The 23334-nt window shown below is 70.6% G+C and carries 22 protein-coding genes; 10 read left to right on the top strand and 12 right to left on the bottom strand.

What is annotated here, in order from left to right; genetic code table 11:
- Window positions 1–285: 285 nt before the first annotated feature.
- The 5 genes from dld to LAJ50_RS19780 all read right to left on the bottom strand — a co-directional run bounded on the left by dld (window position 286) and on the right by LAJ50_RS19780 (window position 5585).
- Window positions 286–1977, bottom strand: a complete 1692-nt coding sequence (gene dld / locus LAJ50_RS19800) for a D-lactate dehydrogenase (RefSeq protein ID WP_138652371.1) — start codon at window positions 1975–1977, stop codon at window positions 286–288.
- Entirely contained in the window at window positions 1974–3137 is a 1164-nt protein-coding gene (gene lldD, locus LAJ50_RS19795; protein ID WP_138652369.1) for an FMN-dependent L-lactate dehydrogenase LldD, read from the bottom strand. Before lldD ends, dld begins: the two co-directional genes overlap by 4 nt.
- The gene (gene lldR / locus LAJ50_RS19790) at window positions 3134–3964 is read right to left on the bottom strand and encodes a transcriptional regulator LldR (RefSeq protein WP_138652367.1); all 831 of its coding nucleotides are present in this window, start codon (window positions 3962–3964) and stop codon (window positions 3134–3136) included. Before lldR ends, lldD begins: the two co-directional genes overlap by 4 nt.
- 181 nt (window positions 3965–4145) lie before the next feature.
- A complete protein-coding gene (locus LAJ50_RS19785; protein ID WP_138652365.1) occupies window positions 4146–4721 on the bottom strand; it encodes an isoprenylcysteine carboxylmethyltransferase family protein in 576 nt (191 codons plus the stop codon).
- 18 nt (window positions 4722–4739) lie between these two features.
- Window positions 4740–5585 (bottom strand): type II CAAX endopeptidase family protein, encoded by an 846-nt coding sequence (locus LAJ50_RS19780; protein WP_224096405.1) that lies wholly within the window; start codon window positions 5583–5585, stop codon window positions 4740–4742.
- Window positions 5586–5591: 6 nt separating this feature from the next.
- On the opposite strand from LAJ50_RS19780, the gene LAJ50_RS19775 reads away from it, so the two are divergent.
- From LAJ50_RS19775 to LAJ50_RS19755, 5 genes are all read left to right on the top strand, one after another.
- Window positions 5592–6692: a histidine kinase gene (locus tag LAJ50_RS19775; protein ID WP_138652363.1), complete on the top strand. Its 1101-nt coding sequence runs from the start codon at window positions 5592–5594 to the stop codon at window positions 6690–6692.
- A gap of 5 nt (window positions 6693–6697) precedes the next feature.
- Complete coding sequence (locus LAJ50_RS19770) at window positions 6698–7330, top strand: response regulator transcription factor (RefSeq protein ID WP_138652473.1); 633 nt, start codon at window positions 6698–6700, stop codon at window positions 7328–7330.
- Window positions 7331–7646: 316 nt separating this feature from the next.
- A complete protein-coding gene (locus tag LAJ50_RS19765; protein WP_138652361.1) occupies window positions 7647–8648 on the top strand; it encodes a class 1 fructose-bisphosphatase in 1002 nt (333 codons plus the stop codon).
- A gap of 112 nt (window positions 8649–8760) precedes the next feature.
- Window positions 8761–10353 carry an APC family permease gene (locus LAJ50_RS19760; protein ID WP_130551492.1) on the top strand — a complete coding sequence of 531 codons (1593 nt, stop codon included), beginning with the start codon at window positions 8761–8763 and terminating at the stop codon, window positions 10351–10353.
- Between the two features lie 20 nt (window positions 10354–10373).
- Window positions 10374–11072: a 2OG-Fe(II) oxygenase gene (locus LAJ50_RS19755; RefSeq protein WP_138652359.1), complete on the top strand. Its 699-nt coding sequence runs from the start codon at window positions 10374–10376 to the stop codon at window positions 11070–11072.
- 33 nt (window positions 11073–11105) lie between these two features.
- Here the strand turns inward: LAJ50_RS19755 and LAJ50_RS19750 are convergent, their stop codons facing one another.
- Window positions 11106–11537: an Lrp/AsnC family transcriptional regulator gene (locus LAJ50_RS19750; protein WP_130524115.1), complete on the bottom strand. Its 432-nt coding sequence runs from the start codon at window positions 11535–11537 to the stop codon at window positions 11106–11108.
- A gap of 153 nt (window positions 11538–11690) precedes the next feature.
- Between LAJ50_RS19750 and LAJ50_RS19745 the strand changes: the two genes are divergently transcribed.
- Window positions 11691–12521, top strand: coding sequence for an arginine deiminase-related protein (locus tag LAJ50_RS19745; protein WP_130551494.1), 831 nt, complete (start codon window positions 11691–11693; stop codon window positions 12519–12521).
- A gap of 114 nt (window positions 12522–12635) precedes the next feature.
- Entirely contained in the window at window positions 12636–13022 is a 387-nt protein-coding gene (locus tag LAJ50_RS20310; RefSeq protein WP_328590696.1) for a BON domain-containing protein, read from the top strand.
- Window positions 13023–13238: 216 nt separating this feature from the next.
- Here LAJ50_RS20310 and LAJ50_RS19735 read toward each other — a convergent pair whose 3' ends face one another.
- Genes LAJ50_RS19735 through LAJ50_RS19720 form a run of 4 tightly spaced genes read right to left on the bottom strand, consistent with a single transcriptional unit; the run spans window position 13239 to window position 18022 of the window.
- Window positions 13239–14081, bottom strand: coding sequence for a CoA ester lyase (locus tag LAJ50_RS19735; protein ID WP_138652357.1), 843 nt, complete (start codon window positions 14079–14081; stop codon window positions 13239–13241).
- Window positions 14078–14542, bottom strand: coding sequence for a MaoC family dehydratase (locus tag LAJ50_RS19730; RefSeq protein WP_205953602.1), 465 nt, complete (start codon window positions 14540–14542; stop codon window positions 14078–14080). Before LAJ50_RS19730 ends, LAJ50_RS19735 begins: the two co-directional genes overlap by 4 nt.
- On the bottom strand, window positions 14539–16410 hold the full coding sequence (locus tag LAJ50_RS19725; protein WP_138652355.1) for an acetyl/propionyl/methylcrotonyl-CoA carboxylase subunit alpha: 1872 nt from the start codon (window positions 16408–16410) through the stop codon (window positions 14539–14541). Before LAJ50_RS19725 ends, LAJ50_RS19730 begins: the two co-directional genes overlap by 4 nt.
- 16 nt (window positions 16411–16426) lie before the next feature.
- On the bottom strand, window positions 16427–18022 hold the full coding sequence (locus LAJ50_RS19720) for a carboxyl transferase domain-containing protein (RefSeq protein WP_171044566.1): 1596 nt from the start codon (window positions 18020–18022) through the stop codon (window positions 16427–16429).
- Between the two features lie 329 nt (window positions 18023–18351).
- Between LAJ50_RS19720 and cls the strand changes: the two genes are divergently transcribed.
- The 3 genes from cls to LAJ50_RS19705 are packed head-to-tail and all read left to right on the top strand — an operon-like array spanning window position 18352 to window position 20902.
- Window positions 18352–19806 (top strand): cardiolipin synthase, encoded by a 1455-nt coding sequence (gene cls / locus LAJ50_RS19715; protein ID WP_138652351.1) that lies wholly within the window; start codon window positions 18352–18354, stop codon window positions 19804–19806.
- Window positions 19807–19866: 60 nt separating this feature from the next.
- A complete protein-coding gene (locus LAJ50_RS19710; RefSeq protein WP_130551499.1) occupies window positions 19867–20136 on the top strand; it encodes a hypothetical protein in 270 nt (89 codons plus the stop codon).
- Window positions 20126–20902: a pyridoxine 5'-phosphate synthase gene (locus LAJ50_RS19705; RefSeq protein ID WP_138652349.1), complete on the top strand. Its 777-nt coding sequence runs from the start codon at window positions 20126–20128 to the stop codon at window positions 20900–20902. Before LAJ50_RS19710 ends, LAJ50_RS19705 begins: the two co-directional genes overlap by 11 nt.
- 565 nt (window positions 20903–21467) lie before the next feature.
- On the opposite strand, the gene LAJ50_RS19700 is transcribed toward LAJ50_RS19705, so the two are convergent.
- Together LAJ50_RS19700 and LAJ50_RS19695 are read right to left on the bottom strand one after the other, a co-directional pair.
- Window positions 21468–22490: an NADP-dependent oxidoreductase gene (locus tag LAJ50_RS19700; protein ID WP_138652347.1), complete on the bottom strand. Its 1023-nt coding sequence runs from the start codon at window positions 22488–22490 to the stop codon at window positions 21468–21470.
- 25 nt (window positions 22491–22515) lie between these two features.
- The gene (locus tag LAJ50_RS19695) at window positions 22516–23322 is read right to left on the bottom strand and encodes a MetQ/NlpA family ABC transporter substrate-binding protein (protein WP_138652345.1); all 807 of its coding nucleotides are present in this window, start codon (window positions 23320–23322) and stop codon (window positions 22516–22518) included.
- Window positions 23323–23334: the final 12 nt, after the last annotated feature.

Genomic DNA, 23334 nt, shown 5'->3' with positions numbered 1-23334 from the left:
AGATGGAATGAGCGCTCGCATCGAGCGGCCATTCGCATCGATGCGAGCCATGGCCAGGCGAGCACTGCAAGCCGCCAGCAAACCCGTCTCACCGTCATTCCCGCGAAAGCGGGAATCCAGCGGCTTTCGCGCTGAAGCGTCAACGTCCATGGATTCCCGCTTTCGCGGGAATGACGGCGTTGGGCATCGTGCTTGAATGTCGGAAGCAGGCAACGAAGCGCGGATGGCCACGCAGATTCGCCCACACGCCGCTCCAGCTCACTCCCCACCCATCTCCGCCCACCCCTACACCCACCCCCGCCCCCGTGGCGTCTGGCCGATGCCGGGGTTGAAGCGGTTGGTCGGGTCGAGCTGGCGGTAGAAGGCGGCCAGCGCCGGCTTGGCGCGGTAGAGGTGGCCGACGTTGTGTTCGGCCGGGTACTCGGCGCCGCGCGCGTCCAGGCGCTTCCACATCGCATGCTCGATCGCCAGCGGATCGCTGCCCTTGCGCGCGATGTAGTCCTGGTGGAACACGTGGCAGAAGAAGTGGCCGTAGTAGAGCTTGGCGATGAGCTGGTCGTCCAGGTCCGCGGGCAGCGTCTCGACCCAGTCGCGGTCGTCGCGGCGCAGGGCGATGTCGAGGGCGACGATGTCCTCGACGCGGTCGCGGTGCACCTGGCGGTAGCGGATCGCCGCGCCGGCGATGGCGAAGCGGTGCAGGAAGGCCTTGCGGCCCTCCTCCGCATCGCACTGGAACCAGTCGCCCTCGCGTGTGGCGAAATACGCGCGCAGGAAGGCACAGGTCGCCTCGGCGCTGTCCAGCGCCACCCGGATCAGCAGGTGGTGCTCGAAACGCGCGCGGAACTCGGTCATGCGCCGCGGCAGGTGGGGCGGCAGCAGGCCGGCCAGGCGCTGCAGCGCGCGGTCGCTGACCCCGTGCAGCCCCAGCCGCTCGAAGAACGCATCGACGCGGCTCTTCAGCGCGAATGCCCGGAGCACGCGCGCGGTGCCGAATCGGTCGATCAGCAGGAAGGTGTCCTTGCCGTAGCGCGCGCCGATGTCGTAGGCGTCGCGGTGGATGTATTCGCCCGCCACCGGAAGCGACGGCAGCGCGGTCAGCAGGTGGCGGCGCACGGCGGTGAGATCGTCCGGGTCGTTGCTGCCGACGTAGAACACCGCCGTGTCCTCCTTCGGGAAGGTATCCAGGCGCACGGCGAACAGCGCCAGCTTGCCAGCCGAGCCCGAGGCCTCGTGCAGCCGCGCCGGATCGGCGTTGAAGCGCGCCGGCGTGGCGGCGTCCACGTCACGGACGTGGTCGGCATAGGTGTGGTCGGAAGCGGCCCTGGACGGGTCGTTGACGATGTCGGCGGCGCTGTAGCGCCCGGCCTGGAGCCGCGTGAGCATCTCTTCCGGGTCTTCGCCCAGCGCGATGCCCAGGTGGTTCACCAGCCGCAGCACGCCGTCGGCGCCCAGCTGCGCGTACAGGGCCAGCTCGGTATAGGCCGGGCCGCGCCGCACCAGCGCGCCGCCGGAGTTGTTGCACACCCCGCCCAGCACCGAGGCGCCGATGCAGGAGGAGCCGATCACCGAATGCGGCTCGCGCCCCAGCGGCGCCAGCGCGCGCTCCAGCGCATCCAGCGTGGCCCCGGGCAGGCATACCGCCTGGGTGCCGTCGTTGATCAGCTGCACCCCGGTCAGGCGCAGCGTGCTGAGCAGCAGGACCGGGCGTTCGTAATCGTCGCCATCGGGCGTCGAACCGCCCGTCAGGCCGGTGTTGGCCGCCTGCAGGATCACGATCACATCGGCCGCCACGGCGGCCTGCAGCACGCGCCATTGCTCGACCAGCGTGCCCGGCTGGACCACCGCCAGCACCGGCCCTTCGCCGAAGCGCTGGCCCTTGCGGAAGCGGCGCGTGCGCTTGTCGTCGGTCAGCACGTGGCGGCGGCCGACGATGCCGCGCAGCGTGTCCAGCAGGGCCACGTCGCCGCGCGCGCTCACGGCAGGCGGTCGGCCGGCAGCGCGTCGGCGGGCACCAGCATGTGCGGGCCCATGTCGGCGATGCTGCGCGTGCTGGTGAGCGTCATGGCCACGCGCATTTCCTTCTCGATCAGGCCCAGCAGGTGCTCGACGCCCGCCCCGCCCGCGGCGGCCAGCGCATAGAGCCACGCGCGGCCCAGCAGGACCGCGTCGGCGCCCAGGGCGAGCATGCGCACCACGTCCAGGCCGGTGCGGATGCCGGAGTCGGCCAGCAGCTTGATCTGCCCCTTCACCGCATCGGCGATGGCCGGCAGCGCGCGTGCGCTGGACAGCACGCCGTCGAGCTGGCGCCCGCCGTGGTTGGACACCACGATGCCATCGGCGCCGAAGCGCACCGCATCGCGCGCATCGTCCGGATCCAGGATGCCCTTGATCAGCATCGGGCCCTTCCAGAACTCGCGGATCCACTCCAGGTCCTTCCACGAGATCGACGGATCGAAATTGGCCGCCAGCCAGCCGATGTAGTCCTCCAGCCCGGTCGGCTTGCCCAGGTAGCGCGAGACATTGCCCAGGTCGTGCGGACGCCCATGCAGGCCCACGTCCCAGGCCCAGCGTGGATGCGTCAGCGACTGCCAGTAGCGGCGCAGCGCCGCGTTCGGCCCGCTCATGCCCGAGTGCAGGTCGCGATAGCGCGCACCGGGCACCGGCATGTCCACGGTGAACACCAGCGTCCTGACGCCGGCGGCCTGCGCGCGCTCCAGCGCGTGGCGCATGAAGCCGCGGTCCTTGAGCACGTACAGCTGGAACCACATCGGCCGCGGCAGCGTCGGCGCGACTTCTTCGATCGGGCACACCGACACGGTGGACAGGGTGAAGGGGATGCCCTTGCGCGCGGCGGCCTGCGCGGCCTGGACCTCGCCACGGCGGGCGAACATGCCGGTCAGGCCGACCGGCCCCAGCACCACCGGCATGGCCAGGGTCTCGCCGAACAGCGTGGTCGACAGGTCCAGCCGCGACATGTCCTTGAGCACGCGCTGGCGCAGCGCGATCTCGCCCAGGTCCGTCACGTTGCGCGCCAGCGTGCGCTCGGCATAGGCGCCGCCGTCGGCGTAGTGGAACAGGAACGGCGGCAGCCGGCGCTGCGCGGCGGCGCGGTAATCGGTGGAGGAGGCGATGATCATGGCAGCGGGCGGTCCGGCGGGAGGCGCGAGGCGCGGGCGCGGCGCGCCTCGTCCTCGTCGAGGGTCTTGAGCGAGCCGTGCACGAAGGCCAGGTGCTCGTGCGCGGCATGGCGCGCGCGTTCGGCGTCACCGGCCAGCACCGCGTCCCTCAGCGCGCGGTGCTGGGCCAGCAGCGGCTCGAAGGTCTGCGGCGAGGTGTAGAGCTTCTCGCGGTTCTGCGAGATGTTGGTCTGCAGCAGCCGGAACAGCGCGCGCATCACCTGCAGCAGCACCAGGTTGTGCGAGGCCTCGGCGATGGCCAGGTGGAAATCGGCGTCGGCCTGGGCCTGGCGGGCCGCATCGCCCTGTCCGTGCGCAGCCATGATCGCGTCGAAGGCCGCGGCGATGCGCGCGCGGTCGGCCTCGGTCGCGCGCTGCGCGGCGTGCCAGGCGGTGGCGCCCTCCAGCGCGTGGCGGATCTCCAGCACGTCGAAGCGGTATTCGGGATCGCCCTGGAACAGCGGCAGGTACGGCGCCAGCTGCGCGTCGATGGCCGCGTCCAGCGGCCCCGGCGCGCACACGTAGGTGCCGCCGCCGACCCGGCTGACCAGCAGGCCCTGGCTGGCCAGCCGGGCAATGCCCTCGCGCAGGGCCGAGCGCGAGACCGCCAGTTCCAGGGCCAGCGCGCGTTCGGCAGGCAGGCGCTCGCCGGGCTGGAGGCCGCGGCTGTCGATCAGTGCGCGCAGCTGGGCGGCCACGCGGTCGGGGACGCGTCCGGCCGCGCGCGTCGGAGACGTGCTCGCGGTGACAGGCGTGGCGTCGGCAGGCAGACGTTGCGGGCGGGACATCACGGGCTCCGGTCGCGGCCGGGCACCATCGCCCGTCGCACGGGCCGCTGGCGCAGGTCGCACATGCTGTGCGACTCACGTCGATTGGTCATACCAAAATGTGTCGGCCCAGCTGGAATTACGCGCCTTCTGCCTGGTTTCTGTCAACTTGCGCGCATAACCCGTTTAAAGGTCAGACCAATCACCACACCCAAGGCAGCACCTTCCACGTCCGACCCGCGTGCGCGTCCCAGGCGGGGCCGAAGGCCTGGGCCAGCACCCCTTCCTCCACCCGCATGCGGCGGGCGAAGGCCGCCGTCACCGCCAGCGCGATCACCGCCAGCGAGGCCCAGCTGCCCAGCCCCACGCCCAGGCCGTAGAAGCACGCCAGCGCGCCGGTATACGACGGATGGCGCAGCCAGCGGTACGGCCCGGCGGTGATCAGCGCATGGCCAGGCTGGATGCCCACGTCCACGGTGAACTGCCGCCCCAGCACCGCGATGGCCCACAGCCGGAACGCCAGCCCGCCGACCACCATCGCCGTGCCGGTCCACAGCAGCGGCAGGCGCCAGCCCGGCGGCCAGCGGCCGATGCCCAGCACGCTCAGCACCACGGCCACGACGATCGCCGCGTACAGCACCGTCCACAGCATGCGCAGCGTGCCGCCGTCGCGCGCCGGATCGTCCTGGCTGCGGCGCCGATGGCTGATGAACACCTCCACCGCCCACCATGCGGCGCAGGCGATCCAGAACAGCAGTTGCGACAGATCGAGCCTCATCGTCGGATTCTCCTTCGGTCAATGCGGTAGAACGGCGGGCAGTGCTGACAGGATGACCAGCCAGTGCAGGATGAGCCCCGGCCACAGTCGCCGGCAGAGCAGGAACAGCGCGCAGAACACCAGACCCCACGTGAAGAACCACCCGAACTGGCTGACGGACTTCAGCCCGTGCTGGGCGACGAAAACCAGGGAGGCCAGCACGCACGCGACCACGATCGGCACGCCGCGGCGGCGCAGCCCCTGCAAGGCGAAGCCGCGATACACCAGCTCTTCGCACAGGCCTCCCAGCAGCCCCATCACGACGTAGATCAGGCGCGCCTGCAGCGTGCGTGGCGCCAGGTTCGCCAGATCGGACAGCCGCGCCGGGTCGGCCGCCGGACCATGCGCCAGCGCCCATTCCACGCCGCCAACCAGCGCGAACGCGAAGACCAGGTAGGCCGCGATCAGCCAGGCCGTGCCGCGCTGGCCGAATCCCCAGCCGATGTCCCGCCAGGACCAGCCGGCTTTGCTCAGGATGAAGCGCAGCAACGCGATCTGCGCCGCGTACCAGCATGCGGCGGCGGCGAAGACGACCGCCTGCGCGTCCCAATGTGCCGCCGCCATCGCCGGCCGCCACAACAGCAGCAGCGACACCAGGAACGACCCTAGCGGAAAGCCCAGCAGGACGCAGACCAGCGAGGCGGTCGGCATGGGTGGGCGGGGCATGGTGGTCGCCATGAGAGGCACCGGGGCGGTCTGCGAGAGGAGGATCCAGCATCGGCCCCGGATCGGATCCAGGGCATGGCCGGTCGTCATGACCAGGACCTGCCGGAAGTCACGACTTGCCACCCGCCCATTGCCGGTTGCGCGGAGGCGGGCGAGCATCGGCCCATGCATCCGACCCTGCGCGAGTTCTTCGAGCCCCTCAACATCGCCGGCCTGATCACCATGGCCGCGGTGACGCTGTCGTTCGGCTTCGAGGCCGACGGCGGCGCCCTGCGCTGGTGGCTGCTGGGCGGCTTCGCCGCGCTGTTCATCGCCTACGACTGGATCAAGGGCCATGCGGTCCTGCGCGATGCGGCGCTGTGCATGCAGGCGGCGCTGGCGCTGTGGCTGGTCTACCTGGAGCCGCGCGCGGGCACCGCGCCGGTGCTGCTGGTGATGCTGGTGGCGCACGCGGCCATGTGCTGGCGGCCGGCGATGGTGCTGGTCTTCGGGCTGACGATCAACGTCGGCCTGTACCTGACGCTGGATGCGGTGGGCGTCAAGCGGCAGTGGCTGATGGTCGTCATCTACGCCAGCTTCCAGGCGTTCTCGGCGCTGGTGGCTTATTACGCGCGCAATGCCGAACGCACGCGCGACGCGCTGGCCCTGGTCAATGCCGATCTGCTGGCCACGCGCGCGCTGCTGGCCGACAGCGCGCGCGATGCCGAGCGCCTGCGCGTGGCGCGCGAGCTGCACGACGTGGCCGGGCACAAGCTCACCGCGATGAAGCTCAACCTGCGCGCGCTGGCGAGCGACCCGGCCCTGGCCGACCGCAGCGAGGTGCGCATCGCCCAGCAGCTGTCCAGCGAGCTGCTCGACGACATCCGCAGCGTGGTCCAGGCCCTGCGCGACACGCGCGGGCTGGACCTGCACACCGCGCTGCGCGCGCTGGCCGCGCCGCTGCCGCGCCCGGCGCTGGCGCTGGACATCGCCGCCGACGCCACCGTCACCGACCCGGCCCTGGCCGAGACCCTGCTGCGCGTGGTGCAGGAGGCCCTGACCAACACCGCCCGCCACACCGATGCCGACACGCTGCACGTGCGGCTGGCGCGCGAGGGCGGGGCGCTGCTGCTGCGCATCGAGGACAACGGCCAGCGCGCCGCGCGCCTGCGCGAGGGCAACGGCCTGTCCGGCATGCGCGAGCGCATCGCCGCCGCGCACGGCCGCCTGGACATCGACCTCACCCCGCACGGCGCATTGCGCCTGACCGCCAGGATTCCCGCATGAATCACATCGCTTCCATCACCGTGGCCCTGGCCGACGATCAGGCGCTGGTGCGTGCCGGCCTGCGCGCGCTGCTGCAGCAGCAGGGCATCGCGGTGGCGTTCGAAGTCAGCGATGGCGCCGAGCTGATCGAGCGCCTGGCCGCCCAACCGGTGGACGTGGTGCTCAGCGACATCCGCATGCCCGGGGTGGACGGCATCGAGGCCCTGACCCGGCTGCGCGCGGCCGGCGATGCCACCCCGCTGCTGCTGCTGACCACCTTCGACGATGCCGACCTGCTGCTGCGCGCCACCGAAGCCGGCGCGCAGGGCTTCCTGCTCAAGGACGCCGCGCCGGAGGATCTGCGCGATGCCATCGTGCGCGTGGCCGGCGGCGACACGCTGCTGCAGCCGGTCAGCACCGAGCCGGTGCGCGCGCGCTACGCCTACCGCGAGCAGGACGCGCCGCGCGAGCCGTTCAACGAGCGCGAGGTGGCGATCCTGCGGCTGCTGGCCGGCGGCTATTCCAACAAGGAGATCGCGCGCACGCTGTTCCTGGCCGAGGGCACGGTGAAGAACTACGTCTCGGTGATCCTGGACAAGCTCGGCACGCGCGATCGCACCCGGGCGGTGCTGAAGGCGATCACGCTGCGCGTGATTTGAATCCTCATCGCGCCGCGTCGCGCGTCAGGAGCGGGCGACGCGCCTCTGCCCCCTCCCTTGCGTAGCAGGGGAGGGCTGGGGAGGGGTTGGCTTTTGCTGTTGGGGTTGGTGTTGCTGTTGCTTCTTGCCGCAGGTAACAGCAAAAGCAAAGGCAAAGGCACCCCTCCCCAGCCCTCCCCTTCGCTTCGCGAAAGGGAGGGAGCAAGCGCGACGGCGGGTGCGTCGCCGGACGACAAGATTCGTCGCCGACATATCCCCGGTCACGCGATTGCGGCGACAATGCCGGCCCCCACGTCGCCCGAAGGTCCATGCCACGATGCAGCCCGTCACCCTGACCCGCTACCTGGTCGAAGAACAGCGCGCCGGCCGTATCAGCGCCGAACTGCGCCAGCTGATTTCCGTCGTCGTGCGCGCCTGCACCAGCATCTCGGTGGCGGTGAGCAAGGGCGCGCTGGGCGGCGTGCTGGGCGAGGCCGGCACCGGCAACGTGCAGGGCGAGGCGCAGAAGAAGCTGGACGTGATCAGCAACGACATCCTGCTGGAGGCCAACGCCTGGGGCGGCCACCTGGCCGCCTGCGCCTCGGAGGAGATGGACCATGCCATGCCGGTGCCGGACGAGTATCCGCACGGCGAATTCCTGCTGCTGTTCGACCCGCTGGACGGCAGCTCCAACATCGACGTCAACGTCTCGGTGGGCACCATCTTCTCGGTGCTGCGCTGCCCGAAGGACCATGTCGAGGCGCCCACCGACGCCGACTTCCTGCAGCCGGGCCGCGACCAGGTCGCCGCCGGCTACTGCATCTACGGGCCGCAGACCATGCTGGTGCTGACCACCGGCCACGGCACCCATGGCTTCACCCTGGACCGCGAGCAGGGCCTGTTCGTGCTGACCCATCCGCGCATGCAGGTGCCGGCGCAGACCGCCGAATTCGCCGTCAACATGTCCAACCAGCGCCACTGGGAACCGCAGATGCAGGCCTACGTGGCCGACCTGCTGGCCGGCCGGGACGGGCCGCGCGGCAAGGATTTCAACATGCGCTGGATCGCCTCGATGGTGGCCGACGTGCACCGCATCCTGACGCGCGGCGGGATCTTCATCTATCCGCGCGACACCAAGGACCCGACCAAGGCCGGCAAGCTGCGCCTGATGTACGAGGCCAACCCGATGGGCCTGCTGATCGAGCAGGCCGGCGGCCTGGCCAGCACCGGCCGCGCCCGCATCCTGGACCTGCCGCCCGAACAGCTGCACCAGCGCGTGCCGGTCTTCATAGGCTCGCGCGAGGAAGTCGAGGCGGCCGAGCGCTATCACGCCGACTGAAGGCGTGGCGCCGCGGCCGCGGATGACCGCCACCTGACGTCGGCGTCAGCTTCCTGAGACAATCCCGGGCTTCCGGCCGCGTCCAGGCGGCGTCCGAACAGGTGCTTGTCCCATGGCTTCAGCTTCCCCGCGCCGCGATGTCGGCCCCTTCGCGCTCATGCTCACCGGCCTGGGCTCGATCATCGGCTCGGGCTGGCTGTTCGGCGCCTGGCGCGCGGCGGGCCTGGCCGGTCCGGGCGCGATCTGGGCCTGGGTGTTCGGCGCGGCGATCATCACCACCATCGCCCTGACCTACGCCGAGCTGGGCGCGATGTTCCCCGAATCCGGCGGCATGGTGCGCTACAGCCACTACTCGCATGGCGCCCTGGTGGGCTTCATCGCCGGCTGGGCCAACTGGATCGCCATCGTCTCGGTGATCCCGGTCGAGGCCGAGGCCTCGGTCCAGTACATGGCGTCCTGGCCCTATCCCTGGGCGCAGGCGCTGTACACGCATCTGCCGGGCGGCCAGGGCGAACTGGCCGAGCCCGGGCTGCTGATCGCCGCCGGGCTGGTACTGGTGTATTTCCTGCTGAACTTCTGGAGCGTCAAGCTGTTCGCCCACTCCAACACGGCCATCACCGTGTTCAAGCTGGTGGTGCCGGCGGCCACCGGCGTGGCGCTGATCGCCAGCGGCTTCCACCAGGAGAACTTCTCGGTCGGCGTGCACGGCGGGCGCGACACGCTGGACCTGGCGGCGGTGCTGACCGCCGTGGCCACCGCCGGCATCGTCTTCAGCTTCAACGGCTTCCAGAGCCCGGTGAACCTGGCCGGCGAGGCGCGCAACCCGGGCCGCAGCATCCCCTTCGCCGTGCTCGGCTCGATCGCGCTGGCCACGGTGGTCTACCTGATCCTGCAGGTGGCCTACCTGGGCGCGGTGCCGCCAGACCTGCTGGCCAAGGCCGGCTGGCACGGCATCGACTTCCGCTCGCCGTTCGCCGAGCTGGCGATCCTCGTCAACCTGCACTGGCTGGCGATGCTGCTCTACGCCGATGCCTTCATCAGCCCCTCCGGCACCGGCATCACCTACACCGCCACCACCTCGCGCATGATCTACGGCATGGAGCGCAACGGCACCCTGCCGGCGCTGCTGGGCCGGCTGCACCCGCGCTGGGGCGTGCCGCGCCCGGCGATGTGGCTGAACCTGGTGGTGTCCTACCTGTTCCTGTTCTTCTTCCGCGGCTGGGGCACGCTGGCGGCGGTGATCTCGGTGGCGACGATCATCTCCTACCTCACCGGCCCGGTCAGCGCGATGGCGCTGCGCCGCAGCGCGCCGGACCTGCCGCGTCCGCTGCGCCTGCCCGGCCTGCCGCTGCTGGCCGGCGTGGCCTTCGTCATGGCCACCGAACTGCTGTACTGGGCGCGCTGGCCGCTGACCGGCGAGATCATCCTGCTGATGGCCGTGGCCCTGCCGGTCTACGCCTGGTCGCAGCACCGCCGCGGCTGGCCGGACCTGCGCCGCCAGCTGCGCGGCGCGGCCTGGCTGCTGGTCTACCTGCCGGTGGTGGCGCTGCTGTCCTGGGGCGGCAGCACCACCTTCGGCGGCCACGGCTACCTGAGCTACGGCATGGACCTGGCCGTGGTGGCGGTGGTGGGCGTGGTGTTCTACCTGTGGGGCGTGCGTGCCGGCTGGCGCACGCCGGCGCTGGGCGAGGCGACGGACGGCTGAGCACTGCTATCGTGCGGGCCATGCACGAACAGGATCTCATCGCGGTGATCGACGGGGCCGTCCCCGCCGACACCTGCGCGGCCATCGTCGCCCGCTTCGAAGCCAGCGGCCAGGAAGCGCCGGGCCGGGTCGGCGGCGGCCACTTCCCCGAGCTCAAGCGCTCCAGCGACATCGCCATCAGCGGCCAGCACGGCTGGGCCGACGTGGAGCAGGCGCTGAACCAGGCGGTGTTCACCGGGCTCAAGGAATACCTGCGCACCTATCCCTTCGCGCTGATCGCGCCGGTGATGCTGCAGTACACCCCGCAGGGCGGCAGCACGCGGCGCATCGGCTACGAAGACCTGGAGACGATGGACGACGCCACGCTGGCGGACCTGATGATGGCGGTGTTCCGCCCGGGGCAGATCAACCTGCAGCGCTACCGCGCCGGCGAAGGCGGCTACCCCTATTGGCACTGCGAGCTGTACCCGAAGGACAAGCAGGCCGAGACCCTGCACCGCCACCTGCTGTGGACGCTATACCTCAACGACGGCTTCCACGCCGGCGAGACCGAGTTCTTCCACCAGCGGCGCAGGATCGTCCCGCGCGCCGGCAGCCTGCTGATCGCGCCGGCCGCCTTCACCCACACCCACCGCGGCAACCGTCCGCAGGGCGGCGACAAGTACATCGCCACCAGCTGGGTGCTGTTCCAGCCGGCGACCAAGCTCTACGGCGGCTAGCCAAGCGTCGCGGCCGCGACGCCAGGCAACGCGCTAGCGCTGTTCGGCCAGCAGCAGGCTGGTCTCGGAGGCGGCGATGCCTTCGATGTCGCGCAGGCGGCGCAGGGCCTGGTCGAAGCCGGCCAGGTCGTCGGTGCGCACCTCGGCCACCAGGTCCCAGCGGCCGTTGGTGGAATACACGCTCACCACCTCCGGCAGGCGACGCAGCGCGGCCACGACCTTGTCGGTGGCGCCGCCGCGGACTTCGATCTGGGTGATGGCGCGCACGCCGTGCAGGCCGTCCTCGTTGGCCAGGCGGATGGTGAAACCCAGCAGCAGACCGCTGCGCTGCAGGCGGGTGATGCGGTTCTGCACGGTGCTGCGCGAGACCTTGAGCTGCTTGGCCAGCAGCGCGGCGGGCGTGCGGCTGTCGGCCCGTAACAAGGCGATGAGATCCTGGTCCAGGGCGTCGAGGGCTTCGGCCATGGCGGGCCTCCGGTGATAAGGGTAAAGCTTGGCGATTCGCCAGTGCCTGTCATCGATTTGACAGAAGTCCGGCGAAGACTGGCGATCTGCGCGCTTCTTGCTGGTTTGCGCGCGGCCTAGGATGCCATAACGCCAATCACGAGACGCTTGCCCATGTCGACTTCGCCCCGCCCGCGCGTGCTGATGTGCCCGCCCACGCACTTTTCGGTGGACTACGACATCAACCCCTGGATGACCGGCAACCGTGACCAGGCCGACCGTGGCCGCGCGCAGCGCCAGTGGGAGAACCTGCACGCGCTGGTGGCCGATGCGGCCGACGTGGAACTGATCCCGCATGTGCCGGGCCTGCCGGACATGGTGTTCACCGCCAACGCCGGGCTGGTCTATCGCGACCTGGCCGTGCCCAGCCGCTTCCGCCATGCCGAGCGCGCCGGCGAGGAGCCGCATTTCACCCAGTGGTTCGCCGGGGCGCGCTTCGCGGTGGACCTGCTGGACGGGATCGAGTTCGAAGGCGCCGGCGATGCGCTGCTCGATCGCGCCGCGCCGCGGCTGTGGTTCGGCTATGGCCACCGCAGCGATGCGCGCGCCGCCGCCGCGCTTCAGGAACGGCTGGGCCTCGAGGTGGTGCCGCTGCGGCTGGTCGATCCGCGCTTCTATCATCTGGACACCTGTCTGTGCCCGCTGTCCGGCGGCGAGCTGCTGTACTTTCCGGCGGCCTTCGACGAGACCGCGCAGGCGGCCATCGCCGCACGCGTGCCGGAGGACAAGCGCATCGCGGTGTCCGAGGAAGACGCGCTGGCCTTCGCCTGCAACGCGGTCAACCTGGACAACGTGGTGATCCTCAACCGCGCCAGTCCCGCGCTGCGCCAGGCGCTGGCCGCGCACGGCTATCGCGTGCGGGAGACGCCGCTGGATGAGTTCCTCAAGGCCGGCGGTTCGGCCAAGTGCCTGACGCTGCGGCTGGACGAGCCGGGGCTGAACTAGACCTGCCCGGCGCGTTCAGGCGGCGCGACGAAGCGCAAGCGCTTTCAGTCACTGGCGTTGAATGCGGGGGCGTGCACCGTGGCGCCACACCAAAGCGCCATCAAGGAGCGCGCCATGAAACTCCGCAACCGTACTTCGCTCGCCATCGCCACGCTGCTCACCCTGAGCCTGTCGGCTCCGGTCTGGGCGCAGAGCGCGCAGACCGACAAGCCGATGAACCATGCCGGCATGCAGCACAACGATGCCCTGCCGCCGGACAAGTCCGACCAGCCGGGCACCGACACCTGGATCACCACCAAGGTCAAGGCCGATCTGCTGGCCAGCAAGGGCGTCTCGGGCACCGACGTGTCAGTGGAAACCAAGGACGGCGTGGTCTGGCTGAGCGGCACCACCGCCACCAAGGCCGAGAAGGACCGCACCGTGGCCAAGGCCAAGGCCATCGAAGGCGTGAAGAGCGTCAACGCGACCAACCTGAAGGTCGTCGCGGCGACCAAGAAGTAAGCCGCGCCCAGGCTTCAGACAAAGGACGGCGCCTTCCGGCGCCGTCCTTTTTTGTTCCGCTGCGAGGCGATGCGCGCAGGGCAGGCGCTTCAGCTTTGCCGGCTGTGCAGCATCCATGGCGCCGCGCCCACGATCAGCCCCGCTGGGTGCCCGGGCCCTGGCCGTCGAACACCACCCCCTCCAGCGCCGCCGCGGCGCTGTCGTAGACCTTGCCCGTCAGCCCTCTCCAGCCTGCGCGAGGATGCGCCTGGCCTGCTTGAGGTGCGGCGCATCGACCATGCGTCCGTCGACCTGCAGCGCGCCGGCACCGGGCGCGGCGGCGAATGCGGCGACGATCCTCCGCGCTTGTGCAACTGACTCGGCATCTGGGGTGAAGGCGCGATTGATGATCGGCACCTGCGCCGGATGCAGGGCCAGCATGCCGGTGAAGCCGTCGCGCGCCGCGCGCGCGGCGTAGGCGGCCAGGCCGGCCTCGTCCTGCAGCGCCGGATAGACCGTGTCGATGGCCGGCACGCCGGCGGCATGCGCGGCGAACAGCGCCAGCGCGCGCACGGTCTGGTAGGGCGGCGTGTACTGGCCGTCGGCCTCGCGGCTGGTGGCCGCGCCGATGGCCGCCGGCAGGTCCTCGGCACCCCAGGTCAGCCCGAACAGGCGCTCGGCGACCTGCGCATAGCTGCCCAGCTGGAAGATGGCGGCCGGCGTCTCGGTGGCGATGGGCAGGATCGGCATGGGCGCATCGCCCAGATGCGCCGCCAGCGCGCGCACCGTGGCCGCGCCTTCGGCCTTGGGCAGCACCAGCGCATCGGCGCCGTGCGCGGCGGCCAGATCGCGCGCCAGGGCGTCACCGTCCATGGGATTGATCCGCACCAGCACCGTGCCGCCCTGCGCGGGCGGGCGCGCCTGCAGGAACGCGGCCACCGCCGCGCGCGCGGCGTCCTTGTTTTCCGGCGCGACGGCGTCTTCCAGGTCCAGGATGATCGCGTCGGCGCCGCTGGCCTGCGCCTTGGCGAAGCGCTCCGGGCGATCGCCGGGCACGAACAGCAGCGAGCGCAGCCTCATGCCGGCGCCTGGCCCGAGCGCGTCAGCAGCGCGGTGCGCAGGCATTCGCACACCACCTCGTCGCGCTGGTTGAGCATGCGGTGGCGGAAGGTCACCAGCCCCGCCTCGGGCCGCGAGCGGCTGGGCCGCAGGTCCACCACTTCGGTCTGCGCGCGCAGCGTGTCGCCGATGAACACCGGCTTGGGCATCACCACCTTGTCGTAGCCCAGGTTGGCCACCAGCGTGCCCAGCGTGGTGTCGCCCACCGACAGCCCGATCATCAGCGCGAAGGTGAAGGTGCCATTGACCAGGATCTGGCCGAACTCGCTGGCGCGCGCGGCCTCGGCGTCCAGGTGCAGCGGCTGCGGGTTGTGGGTCATGGTGGAGAACAGCAGGTTGTCGGTCTCGGTGACCGTCCTGCGCATCACGTGGTCGATGCGATCGCCGATCGCCCACTGCTCAAAGTGCCGTCCGCCGCTCACGCCGCCTGCTCCTGTTCGATCACCAGCAACACCTTGCCCTCGCTGACCTGCGCGCCGACCTGCACGCTCAGCTCGCGCACCGTGCCGGCGAAGGGCGCCTGCAGGGTCTGCTCCATCTTCATCGCCTCCAGCACCACCAGCGCCTGGCCGCGCGTCACCTGCTCACCCTGCGCCACCTGCACCGCGACGATGCGTCCGGGCATCGGCGCCAGCAGCGCGCCGTCGCCGGTCTCGCCCGCCGCGCCGGCCTCGCCCAGCGTCGGCACCGCCACCGGCCAGGCCTGGCCCGCGTCGAACAGCAGCTGCGTGCCCTCCACCGTCACCAGCGCAGGCGCGGGGCCGGCGTGCCACTGCGCCAGGTGGATCGCCTCGCCCACGCGCACCGCGGCGCGATGCTCGAGCGGCGCATTGGCGCGGAAGCCGCGCAGCACCGTCCACGGGCTGCCGTCCGGCGCCGGCAGCAGCGCACTGGCGGCCTGGTCCAGCAGCGCCGGCGGCGGCACGGCCGGCGGCAGCAGCGCGTCCAGATGCCGCGCGATGAAGCCGGTATCGACCTGCCCGGCGACGAACTGCGGATGCGCCGCGGTGCGCGCCAGGAAGGCCGCATTGGTGCGCACCGGCCACACCTGCACCTGGGCGCAGGCCTGCGCCAGACGGCGCGCGGCCTGCGCGCGCGTGGGCGCATGGGCGATGAGCTTGGCGATCATCGGGTCGTAGAACGGGCTGACCTCGCCGCCCTCCTCCACGCCGCTGTCCACGCGGATGCCCTCGGGCAGGCGCAGGCGCTCGAGCGGACCGATCGACGGCAGGAAGCCGTTGGACGGGTTCTCCGCGTACAGCCGCGCCTCCATCGCCCAGCCGTGGATGGAGAGCTGGTCCTGCGCCAGCGGCAGCGCCTCGCCCGAAGCCACGCGCAGCTGCCACTCCACCAGGTCCTGGCCGGTGATCGACTCGGTCACCGGATGCTCCACCTGCAGCCGGGTGTTCATTTCCATGAACCAGATCGCGTCGGCGCGCAGGCCCTGCGAGCCGTCGGCGATGAACTCGATGGTGCCGGCGCCCACGTAATCCACCGCGCGCGCGGCCTTCACCGCCGCCGCGCACAGCGCCTGGCGCGTGGCCGCGTCCATCCCCGGCGCTGGCGCTTCCTCGATCACCTTCTGGTGGCGGCGCTGCAGCGAGCAGTCGCGTTCGAACAGGTGCACCACGTTGCCGTGCGTGTCGCCGAACACCTGCACCTCGATGTGGCGCGGGTTGCTGACGTACTTCTCCAGCAGCACGCGATCGTCGCCGAAGGCCGCGGCGGCCTCGCGCCGGCAGCTGTCCAGCGCGGCGGCGAAGTCGGCCGCGGCATCGACCTTGCGCATGCCCTTGCCGCCGCCGCCGGACACGGCCTTGATCAGCACCGGGTAGCCGATGGCATCGGCCTCGCGCTGCAGGCGCTGCGTCGACTGGTCCTCGCCCAGATAGCCCGGCGTGACCGGCACGCCGGCCGCCTGCATGCGCGCCTTGGCCGCGTCCTTGCGCCCCATCGCGCGGATCGACGCCGGCGGCGCGCCCACCCAGACCAGCCCGGCGGCGATCACGGCGTCGGCGAATTCGGCGTTCTCCGACAGGAAGCCGTAGCCGGGATGGATCGCGGTCGCGCCGGTCTGGCGCGCCGCGGCGAGGAGCTTGTCGGCGGACAGATAGCTCTCGCGCGCCGGCGCCGGGCCGATGCACACGGCCTGGTCGGCCTCGCGCACGAACGGCAGGCCGGCATCGGCCTCGGAATACACGGCGATGGTGCGCACGCCCAGGCGCTGGGCGGTGCGCAGGATGCGGCGGGCGATCTCGCCGCGGTTGGCGATCAGCAGGCTCTCGATCATGGGACTCTCCTGGCGATCACATGCGGAACACGCCGAAGCGTGCGGCCTGCGGAATCGGGGCGTTCAAGGTGGCCGAGAACGCCAGCCCCAGCACGTCGCGGGTCTGCGCCGGGTCGATGATGCCGTCATCCCACAGCCGCGCGGTGGCGAAGTAGGGATTGCCCTCGCGCTCGTAGACCTCGCGGATCGGGGTCTTGAAGGCCTCCAGCTGCTCGGGCGTCCAGCTGCCCGCGTCGCGGTGCACGGTGGCCAGCACCGAGGCGGCCTGCTCCCCGCCCATCACCGAGATGCGTGCGTTGGGCCAGGTGAACAGGAAGCGCGGGCTGTAGGCGCGCCCGCACATGCCGTAGTTGCCCGCGCCGAAGCTGCCGCCGATCAGCACGGTGATCTTGGGCACGCTGGCGGTGGCCACCGCGGTGACCAGCTTGGCGCCGTGCTTGGCGATGCCCTCGGCCTCGTACTTGCCGCCGACCATGAAGCCGGAGATGTTCTGCAGGAACAGCAGCGGCACCCGGCGCTGGCAGGCCAGTTCGATGAAGTGCGCGCCCTTGAGCGCGCTTTCGGAGAACAGCACGCCGTTGTTGGCCAGGATCGCCACCGGCATGCCCCAGATGCGCGCGAAGCCGCACACCAGCGTGGTGCCGTACAGCGGCTTGAACTCGTGCAGCTCCGAGCCATCGACCAGGCGCGCGATCACCTCGTGCACGTCGTAGGGCGCGCGCACGTCCTGCGGAATGATCGAGTACAGGTCCTCGGCCGGCAGGCGCGGCGGCCGCGGCGGCTGCAGGTCGATGTCCACCGTCTTGGGATGGTTGAGCGTGGCCACGATCTGGCGCACCAGCAGCAGCGCGTGTTCGTCGTCCTCGGCGACGTGGTCGACCACGCCCGAACGCCGGCCGTGGGTGTCGGCGCCGCCCAGCTCGTCGGCCGAGATCTCCTCGCCGGTGGCCGCCTTCACCAGCGGCGGGCCGGCCAGGAAGATCGTGCCCTGGCCGCGCACGATGATGGTCTCATCGCTCATCGCCGGCACGTAGGCGCCGCCGGCGGTGCAGCTGCCCATCACACAGGCGATCTGGGCGATGCCCTTGGACGACATCTGCGCCTGGTTGTAGAAGATGCGGCCGAAGTGCTCGCGGTCTGGGAACACCTCGGACTGGTGCGGCAGGTTGGCGCCGCCCGAATCGACCAGGTAGATGCACGGCAGGTGGTTCTCCAGCGCGATCTCCTGCGCGCGCAGGTGCTTCTTGACCGTCATCGGGAAGTACGCGCCGCCCTTCACGGTGGAATCGTTGGCCAGGATCATCACCTCGCGCCCGCTGACCCGGCCGATGCCGCCAATCACCCCGGCGCCGGGCGCGCTGTCCTCGTACATGCCGTTGGCCGCCAGCGCGCCGATCTCCAGGAAGGGCGAGCCCGGATCGAGCAGGCGGTTGACCCGTTCGCGCGGCAGCAGCTTGCCGCGGGCCAGATGGCGCTCGCGCGCCTGCGCCGAGCCGCCCAGGGCGGCGCTGGCCACGCGCTCCCGCAGCTGCTGGGCCAGGGCGCGGTTGTGCTGGGCATTGGCTTGGCTGGAGGCGGCATCCAGGTCGATCAGGCTGGTGAGGACAGTCACATCGGGTCTCGTGTTGCGAAACGTGCGGGCACGCGCAGGGTGGCAGCGGCGTGAGGCAGGACGCATCGCGCACTGCACAACGAACGCATCGATGCCCGGCCTGGCGACGCCGGGCGCGGCCGCCGTCCGGCGGCCTTGCGTCCCGCGCCGCTGGCCTGCGCGCGATTGATGGCCAGGGTCTGCACTGCAGTGTATTCGGCCAGGCCTTCCAGCGCGTTCTCGATGTTGGCGGACGCGCTGTGCTCGCCCAACGGGAAATCCCATGCCAGCGGATCCGGCCAGGTGCCTGCAGTCGCCTGCGCGTCGCACGCGCCTTCTACAATCGCCCCATGCTCGACGCACTCGCCACGCTGTGGCACGACATCGCGGACATCCCGCACCTGAAGTCCTACCTCACCACCGCCTGGGTGGTGTACCTGCTGGTGCTGGCCGGCTGGATCATCCTGCAGAAGCGCGAGCCGGCGGCCACGCTCAGCTGGCTGCTGTCGCTGGCCGCCCTGCCCTACATCGGCTTCCTGATCTACTTCGCGCTGGGCCCGCAGAAGATCAAGCGCCAGCGCCTGCGCCGCCACCGCTCGCGCGACGGCATGGACGCGCACGAGGCGATCTGCCCACCGGACCAGTTCTGCACCGAACTGGCCCTGCTGGGCCAGGCGGTGACCGGCCTGCCGCCCGCCTCGGCCACGCGCGCGGACCTGCTGGTCGATGGCGCGGCCACCTACGAGGCGCTGCTGGAGGCCATCGCGGGGGCTACCAACCACGTCCACCTGGAGTACTACATCTTCGAGCGCGACCGCACCGGCACGCGCGTGCGCGATGCGCTGATCGAGCGCGCCCGCGCCGGCGTGCGCGTGCGCCTGCTGCTGGACGCGGTCGGCGCCGGCAAGGTCAACCGGCGCTTCCTCAAGCCGCTGCTGGACGCCGGTGCCGAGCAGTGCTGGTTCCATCCGACCCAGTTCAAGCCTTTCAGCCGGCCCTGGGTCAATCTGCGCACGCACCGCAAGATCGTGGTGATCGATGGCACGGTCGGCTTCGCCGGCGGCATCAACATCACCGACGAGGAGAACGACGCCCTGCGCGCCGATGCCTACCGCGACCTGCACCTGCGCGTGGAGGGCGAGGTCGTCCGCGGCCTGCAGCAGGTGTTCGTCGAGGACTGGATCTACGCCAGCGGCCAGGGCCGCGCCGATTTCGCCGGGACCGTGCTGTGGGCCCCGAAGGAAGACGCGCCACCGGGCGAGATTCCCGTGCAGGTGCTGACCTCCGGGCCTGACTCGGACTGGGAGGCCATCCACCGCCTGCAGGTGGGCGCGATCCACGACGCCGACGAGCGCGTCTGGCTGGTGACGCCCTACTTCGTGCCCGGCGAGGCGGCGATGATGGCGCTGACCTCCGCCGCGCTGGCCGGCCTGGACGTGCGCCTGCTGGTGCCCAAGCTGAGCGACTCACGCTTCGTCACCTATGCGGCGCGGTCCTACTTCGACGAGCTGCTGGCGGCCGGGGTCAAGGTGTACGAGTACGGCCCGCGCATGCTGCATACCAAGGCGCTGCTGTGCGACGGGCATCTGGCGGTGGTGGGCAGCAGCAATTTCGACCATCGCAGCTTCCGGCTGAACTTCGAGGTCGCCCTGCTGTTCCGCGACGAAGGCTTCGGCCAGCGCCTGGCGGCGTTGCTGGAAGGCGAGTTCGCCAGCGCCACGCCCGTGCACAACGCGCGCAACCGATCGCTGTGGCGCAACCGCCTGCCCGAGGCCCTCGCCCGCCTGGCTTCGCCGCTGCTGTAGCGCGCGCCGGTCGCGTGGAACGGTAGAATCCTGGCGTCTTCCCGGCCCGCGCGGTATCCCATGTACTGGCTCTTCCTGCTGCTTTCGCTGGGCGCGATGGGCGTGGCCCTGCGCACCACGTCGATGGCGCTGATGGTGGTCATGCTGCTGGCCGCGCTCGGCCTGCTGGTGGCCTGGGCGCTGGGCTGGTACGCCGCCCGCGCCGGCAACGGCGCGTCCGACGGACGCGGCATGATCGACCCGGTCGAACTGCACCGCCTGCGCGAGCAGGCCAAGGCACGCAAGGCCGCCGAACAGGCCCCCACCGCGGACCCGCGCAATGGCCCCTGAGCCGCGCACCGCCCTGAGCGTCAACGTCAACAAGATCGCCGTGCTGCGCAACTCGCGCGGCGGCGAGGAGCCCGACGTGCTGCGCGCCGCGCGCACCTGCCTGTCGGCGGGCGCCCAGGGCATCACCGTGCACCCGCGCCCCGACCGGCGCCACATCACCGCCGAGGACGTCATCGCCCTGGCCGCGCTGACCGCGCAGTTCCAGGTCGAGTTCAACGTCGAGGGCAATCCCTTCGCGCCGCCCAGGCCCGGCTATCCCGGCCTGGTCGCGCTCTGCGAACAGGTCCGCCCGGCCCAGGTCACCCTGGTGCCCGACGCCGACGGCCAGCTCACCTCCGACCACGGCTTCGATTTCGCCCGGGATGGCGCGCGTTTGGCGCCGCTGGTGGCGCAGTTCAAGGCGCTGGGCTGCCGCGTCAGTCTGTTCGTCGACGCCGGCTGCCGCGACCTGGGGCAGGCTTCCGCGATGGGCGCCGACCGCATCGAGCTGTACACCGGCCCCTACGCCGAGGCCTGCGCCGCAGGCGCACCGCAACCGGCGCTCGACGCCTTCGCCGCCACCGCGCGCGATGCGCAAGCGCTCGGCCTGGGCGTCAACGCCGGCCACGACCTGAGCCAGGACAACCTGGGCCTGTTCCTGGACACCGTGCCCCACGTGCGGGAAGTCTCCATCGGCCACGCCCTGATCTCCGAAGCCCTCTACGACGGCCTGGACACCACCGTGCGCCGCTACCTCTCCATCACCGGCGCCGCGGCGCAGCCCTGACACCGCCAAGCACCCACGCGCCGAAATGGCAGTGCGACCGGCCACAGCCGAGCATCGGCGACCTCGCTGCTTAGATACTCGCAGCGGGCACGGGGTCGATGGGTTGAAGCTTTTTCGAGTCGAAGTCCTCAAACGTGACGCGCGCGGCAGCGGTCTGGCGGGCGGTGGCCGCGCCTAGCGAGGCACGACGCCGAGCGCCCGACTCACGGCAGGATGCCCTGACTGAGGGAAAAGCGGCCGCCGCCCGCCGGACCGCTGCCCACACCGAAGTCAGCACGCGCACACGCAGCGATCATCCACCGCAAGAGACCCGAAGGTTCACTCATCAAGCGCGCCAATCGGCGCGGCGCGGTCGGCGTGCGATGTCCAAAAGACGAAAGAGAGATCCACAGGGCTCAGCAGCACGACAGCCTGCTGCACCAGCCGCCACCTCCCACAAGGCGACGACTGGTGCAGCCCTTCCCCCAACCCAAGGGGCGCGTCACGTGGAACGCAGCTTCAGTAAACCCTGAGGCATGCGCCGAGACAAATTCCGAGCACGCATGAGCTCATGGCAAACCGCGCCTCAGTCGAGCTTGACCACCAGCTTGCCGAAGTTCTTCCCGTCCAGCACATCCGCCAGCGCCTGCGGCGCCTGTTCCAGGCCTTGCACGATCGTCTCGCGATACCGGATCTGGCCGGCGAGCAGCCACTGACGCATGTCGCGCTCGAACTGCGGAAACAGCGCCGCGAAGTCGCGCTGGATGAATCCACGCACGAGCAGGCGCTGGCGCAGCACCTGACTCATGAAACCCGGCAGAAGATCCGGCCCCTCGATCGGCTGATGCCGGCTGTTGTAGGTCGAGACCGTGCCGCACACCGGAATGCGCGCGAAATCGTTCAAGTGCGGCAGCACCGCCTTGAACACCGCCCCGCCTACATTTTCGAAATAGACATCGATCCCATTGGGCACCGCCGCACCCAGCGCATCGGCGAAGTCCGCCGCACGATGATCCAGCGCCACATCGAAGCCAAGCTGCTCCAGATAGGCCCGCTTGGCTTCGCCGCCGGCGATGCCGACCACGCGCACGCCCTTCAGCTTGGCCAACTGCCCCACGGTCGCACCGACCGGACCACTCGCCGCCGCGACCACCAACGTCTCGCCCGCCTTGGGCTGGCCGATCTCGTGCAGCCCCGCATAAGCGGTGAAGCCGGGCATCCCGAATACTCCCAGCGCCGTGCTCAGCGGTGGGGCATCCGGGTCCAGTCTGCGCGTGAGCTGGGCCGCCGGCACGACCGCGTGTGTCTGCCAGCCGCCATGCGCGAGGAACCACTGGCCCGGCACGATCCCCGGCGCCCTGGACACCAGCACCTGGGCCACGGTGCCTCCTTCCATCACCCCATCCAGCGGCACCGGCGCGGCATAGGACCGACCGGCATCCATCCGGCCGCGCATGTACGGATCGATCGAGAGCAGCCGGTTGGCGATCAACACCTCGCCATCCCCGGGCTGCGGGATCGGCACCTGCTCCAGGCGAAAATGCTCCGCGCCGGGCCTTCCAGTCGGCCGCGAAGCCAGCACGATGCGGGTATTGTGCTGCGCGCTCATTCGATCACCTCGGCAGGTTGGCCCTTCAGAACGCCGGCAACACCGCGCCCTTGTACTTGGACTCGATGAAGGCGCGCACCTCCGGCCCGGTCAGCGCCTTGGCGAGCTTCTGCACACGCGGATCGGCCTTGGCGGCGGGCAGGCCGACCAGGAAATTGACGTAGGGCGAGTCGCGGCTTTCGATGGCCAGCGCATCGCGCGTGGGATCGAGCCCGGCATCCAGCGCGTAGTTGGTGTTGATCAGCGCCAGGTCCACCTGGTCCAGCACGCGCGGCAGCATCGCCGAATCCAGCTCGCGGAACTTGAGCTGCTTCGGATTGGCCACGATGTCGCGCAGCGTGGACAGCGGATTGCCCGGATTCTTGAGTTTGATGACGCCGAACTTGTCCAGCAGGATCAGCGCCCGGCTGTTGTTGCTGGGGTCGTTGGGGATCACGACATCGGCGCCGTTGGGAAGCGCATCGAGCGACTTGAAGCGCCGCGAATAGGCGCCGAACGGCTCGATGTGCACACCGACGATGGTCTGCAGATCGGTGCCACGATCCTTGTTGTAGGCGGCCAGGTACGGCTCGGTCTGGAAGTAGTTCACGTCGATGTGCCCCTGCACGACCTGGTCGTTGGGCTGGACGTAGTCGTTGAAGACCTTGATGTCCAGCGCCACGCCTTCCTTGGCCAGGATCGGCTTGACGACTTCCAGGATCTCCGCGTGCGGCACCGCCGTGGCGGCGACAGTGAGCGGCGCACCGTGCGCATCGTCGCTGGAAGGCGTGCCGTTGCCACAGCCGGCCAGCGCCAGGGTGGTCAGCACGCCAAGGAGTCGCAGGAGGTTCATAGGGGTTCCAGG

The sequence above is a fragment of the Pseudoxanthomonas sp. X-1 genome, assembly GCF_020042665.1.
Lineage (GTDB): Bacteria > Pseudomonadota > Gammaproteobacteria > Xanthomonadales > Xanthomonadaceae > Pseudoxanthomonas_A > Pseudoxanthomonas_A spadix_A.
The sequence above is the reverse complement of the archived record's forward strand: the minus strand, read 5'-3'. Positions and strand labels throughout refer to the sequence as shown.

Excerpts from the sequence above, each read along its gene's own strand:
- lldD (WP_138652369.1), bottom strand. The coding sequence starts at position 3,137 with ATGATCATCGCCTCCTCCACCGATTACCGCGCCGCCGCGCAGCGCCGG.
- lldR (WP_138652367.1), bottom strand. The coding sequence starts at position 3,964 with ATGTCCCGCCCGCAACGTCTGCCTGCCGACGCCACGCCTGTCACCGCG.
- LAJ50_RS19785 (WP_138652365.1), bottom strand. The coding sequence starts at position 4,721 with ATGAGGCTCGATCTGTCGCAACTGCTGTTCTGGATCGCCTGCGCCGCA.
- LAJ50_RS19780 (WP_224096405.1), bottom strand. The coding sequence starts at position 5,585 with ATGCTCGCCCGCCTCCGCGCAACCGGCAATGGGCGGGTGGCAAGTCGT.
- LAJ50_RS19775 (WP_138652363.1), top strand. The coding sequence starts at position 5,592 with ATGCATCCGACCCTGCGCGAGTTCTTCGAGCCCCTCAACATCGCCGGC.
- LAJ50_RS19765 (WP_138652361.1), top strand. The coding sequence starts at position 7,647 with ATGCAGCCCGTCACCCTGACCCGCTACCTGGTCGAAGAACAGCGCGCC.
- LAJ50_RS19760 (WP_130551492.1), top strand. The coding sequence starts at position 8,761 with ATGGCTTCAGCTTCCCCGCGCCGCGATGTCGGCCCCTTCGCGCTCATG.
- LAJ50_RS19755 (WP_138652359.1), top strand. The coding sequence starts at position 10,374 with ATGCACGAACAGGATCTCATCGCGGTGATCGACGGGGCCGTCCCCGCC.
- LAJ50_RS19750 (WP_130524115.1), bottom strand. The coding sequence starts at position 11,537 with ATGGCCGAAGCCCTCGACGCCCTGGACCAGGATCTCATCGCCTTGTTA.
- LAJ50_RS19745 (WP_130551494.1), top strand. The coding sequence starts at position 11,691 with ATGTCGACTTCGCCCCGCCCGCGCGTGCTGATGTGCCCGCCCACGCAC.
- LAJ50_RS20310 (WP_328590696.1), top strand. The coding sequence starts at position 12,636 with ATGAAACTCCGCAACCGTACTTCGCTCGCCATCGCCACGCTGCTCACC.
- LAJ50_RS19735 (WP_138652357.1), bottom strand. The coding sequence starts at position 14,081 with ATGAGGCTGCGCTCGCTGCTGTTCGTGCCCGGCGATCGCCCGGAGCGC.
- LAJ50_RS19725 (WP_138652355.1), bottom strand. The coding sequence starts at position 16,410 with ATGATCGAGAGCCTGCTGATCGCCAACCGCGGCGAGATCGCCCGCCGC.
- cls (WP_138652351.1), top strand. The coding sequence starts at position 18,352 with ATGCTCGACGCACTCGCCACGCTGTGGCACGACATCGCGGACATCCCG.
- LAJ50_RS19710 (WP_130551499.1), top strand. The coding sequence starts at position 19,867 with ATGTACTGGCTCTTCCTGCTGCTTTCGCTGGGCGCGATGGGCGTGGCC.
- LAJ50_RS19705 (WP_138652349.1), top strand. The coding sequence starts at position 20,126 with ATGGCCCCTGAGCCGCGCACCGCCCTGAGCGTCAACGTCAACAAGATC.
- LAJ50_RS19700 (WP_138652347.1), bottom strand. The coding sequence starts at position 22,490 with ATGAGCGCGCAGCACAATACCCGCATCGTGCTGGCTTCGCGGCCGACT.
- LAJ50_RS19695 (WP_138652345.1), bottom strand. The coding sequence starts at position 23,322 with ATGAACCTCCTGCGACTCCTTGGCGTGCTGACCACCCTGGCGCTGGCC.